This window comes from Neochlamydia sp. EPS4 (genome assembly GCF_000813665.1).
Classification (GTDB): Bacteria; Chlamydiota; Chlamydiia; order Chlamydiales; family Parachlamydiaceae; genus Neochlamydia.
Genome location: NZ_JSDQ01000033.1, coordinates 1 through 3,039, shown reverse-complemented (window position 1 = coordinate 3,039; position 3,039 = coordinate 1). Strand labels below are relative to the sequence as shown.

The following is a 3,039-nucleotide window of genomic DNA, read 5'->3' as shown; positions in this document are numbered from 1 at the left end:
CCCGATTTCTGCAGGCAGGCTGGTGAGCTGGTTTTGGCTTGAATTAAGCCATCGCAGCTGAGACAATTGCCCGATTTCTGTAGGCAGAGCGGTGAGCTGATTTTGATTTAATTCAAGCCGTGTCAGCATAGACAGCTGCGCGATTCCTGCAGGAAGACTAGTGAGTTGGTTTTGGTCTAAGTGAAGCTGTAGCAGATTAGACAGCTGCCCGATTTCTGCAGGCAGAGCGGTGAGCTGGTTTTGGTCTAAGTGAAGCTGTAGCAGATTAGACAGCTGCCCGATTTCTGCAGGCAGATTGGTGAGTTGGTTTTGCCTTAAGTTAAGCCATTGCAGCTGAGACAATTGGCCGATTTCTACAGGCAGGGCGGTAAGCTGGTTTTGATTTAATTTAAGCGTTTGCAGCTTGGACAATTGGCCTATTTCTGCAGGCAGGCTGGTGAGCTGGTTTTGGCTTAAGTTAAGCTCTTGCAGCTTAGATAACTGGCCTATTTCTGGAGGTAAGTAAATCAAGCCTGCTTTATATAAATCTAAAGCCATAATGTTTTTACAATTTTCTTCAATCCAATCTCTAAGAAGCTCTCCTTTTTTTTCTAGAGGCAAGTGCTTAATTTCTTCTCGACTCAAGTATTCTTCCCCACCAGGAAGTTTTTTCCAAAGTAAAAGGCGATTAATATTTACAAGATAGAAAGAGTAGTTAGCCAGAGTAAGATACCTCTTTTCTTCTATTTGTACTTTAAATTCTAAAGTTGAAAGAGACTTGGCTAAAGTAAAGATTTGCCTAAAAATTGCATTTACTTTTGCTACTGCAGGAATCTCAGCTTTCAACTCATAAATTTTATCTACAATAAAAGCCTGCTCGTTAACATCTCCTTGAGGAACATGCACTTTACCTATTTGCCTATAAAGGGAGGGCATGACTTCCGTAGCCAGCAGATGATGCCATCTTTTACAGACGCTAAATAAGGAAGGAACTACGCAAGCCTCTAAGATAGGGAGCAGCAATTCATTGGGCAAGCTTTCAATAGATGTCGATGAGATAGAATGCATTTTATTTCCTTCGGTAGGGATAACTTTTTATTATTTTTATTTTAAAGAAATATAAAAAAATTAAAAAAGCAAGTCAAACGAATTCGCATCCTTGTCAACGAAAAACAACTCATAGATAAATCTACCCGCGCTTTTTTTCAGATAGATTCAAGGAAAGGGTGGAGACCTTCTAAGCATTTAGGAGCAGCCACAGCTTTTGGCGATTAAGTGACGCGGCAATTTTGGTTTGGCTAAAAGAATGAGATTGATTCTTTGCCTTATTTGAGAAAAACGGCTCTTTTTGGTGCCTTGTCTTAATTCTTCTACCGCATGATGGAATACAATACGCCTAGCTTCTTTCTGTCCAGAAAAGTTGTTCTCCCAGCCTAGGACCCTGCAGAAAAAGAGAGAAACTTCTTGTCGTTATAAATATGTAGGTCAGTTTAAGCTTGTTTAGTTGCTGGAAGAAAAGCGGATTAATTGTTTAAAGATAAGATGGCTAAAAGTTTTTTATTTCATTTTAGCTCACCTCAATTTAAGAAGTACTTACGACCATTCTACAATCGAAAACGCGGCCTTATGTGTTCTGCAATATCTTTCAAAGGATTTTCCTCTGATTCAAGCGTGTGCAGCTTAGACAGCTGCCCGATTTCTGCAGGTAGAGTGGTAAGTTGGTTTTGATTTAATTCAAGCGTTTGCAGCTCAGACAGCTGCCCGATTTCTGCAGGCAGAGCGGTGAGCTTGTTTTGGCTTGAATCAAGCCATCGCAACTGAGACATCTGTCCGATTTCTGCAGGCAGACTGGTGAGTTGGTTTTGATTTAAGTAAAGATATTGCAGCAGAGACAATTGACAGATTTCTGCAGGTAGGCTGATGAGCTGGTTTTGATTTAAGTAAAGCACTCGCAGCTCAGACAGTTGTCCGATTTCTGCAGGCAGGCTGGTGAGCTGGTTTTGATTTAAGTTAAGCCATTGCAGCCTAGATAACTGACATATTTCTGGGGGTAAATAAGTTAAGCCTATTCCAGATAAACCTAAAAACGTGACGTTTTTACAATTTTCTTCAATCCAATCTCTAAAAAGCTCTCCTTTTTTTTCTAAAGGCAAGTGCTTAATTTCTTCTCGGCTCAAGTATTCTTCCCCACCAGGAAGCTTTTTCCAAACTAAAAGGCGATTAATATTTAAGAGATAAGAAGAGTAATTAGCCAGCGTTAAGCCTCTTTTTTCTTCTGTTTTCCATTTAAATTCCAAAGGAGAAAGAGACTTGGCTAAAGTAAAGATTTGCCTGAAGATTGCATTTACCTTTGCTGTTTCAGAAAGCTTTTCTTTTAGCTTATAAATCCTATCTACAATGAAAGCCTGCTCCTTAACATTTCCTTGAGGAACATGCACTTTACCTATTTGCTTATAAAGAGGGGGCATGACTTCAGTAGCCAGCAGATGATGCCATCTTTTACAGACGCTAAATAAGGAAGGAACTGCGCAAGCCTCTAAGATAGGGAGTAGCAATTCATTGGGCAAGCTTTCAATAGATGTCGATGAGATAGGATGCATTTTATTTCCTTAGGTAGGGATAACTTTTTAAGCATTTTTATTTTTTAAAGACAATATAAAAAATTAAAAAAGCAAGTCAAACGAATTCGTATCCTTATCTATGAATAACCACTCACAAATGATCTACCACGCTTTTATTTCAGATAGATTCACGGAAAGGGAGTAGACCTTCTAAGCATTTAGGAGCAGCCACAGGTTTTGGGGATTAAGTGATGCGGCAATTTCAGTTTGGCTAAAAAAATGAAATTGATTCTTTGTATTTGAGATAAAACGGCTCTTTTTGGTGCCTTGTTTTAATTCTTCTAACGAATGATGGAATACAATCCACCAGTTTCTTCCTGTCAAGAAAAGTTGCCCTCCCAGCCTAGCAATCTGCAGAAAAAGAGAAAAACTTCTTGCCATTATAAATGTGTGGGTTAGCTTTAGTTACTTAGTTGCGGGAAGGAAAGCGGATGACTTA

2 protein-coding genes are annotated in these 3,039 nt (G+C 39.3%); both read right to left on the bottom strand.

All coding sequences use genetic code 11. The annotated features are described in order from the left end of the window. Positions 1-1,047: F-box protein (locus DB42_RS10265; protein ID WP_202965067.1), on the bottom strand; the 1,047-nt coding region annotated here is incomplete at its 3' end. Positions 1,048-1,583: 536 nt separating this feature from the next. Continuing rightward, positions 1,584-2,579, bottom strand: coding sequence for a leucine-rich repeat domain-containing protein (locus DB42_RS10260; RefSeq protein ID WP_052435935.1), 996 nt, complete (start codon positions 2,577-2,579; stop codon positions 1,584-1,586). Between the last annotated feature and the right edge of the window lie 460 nt (positions 2,580-3,039).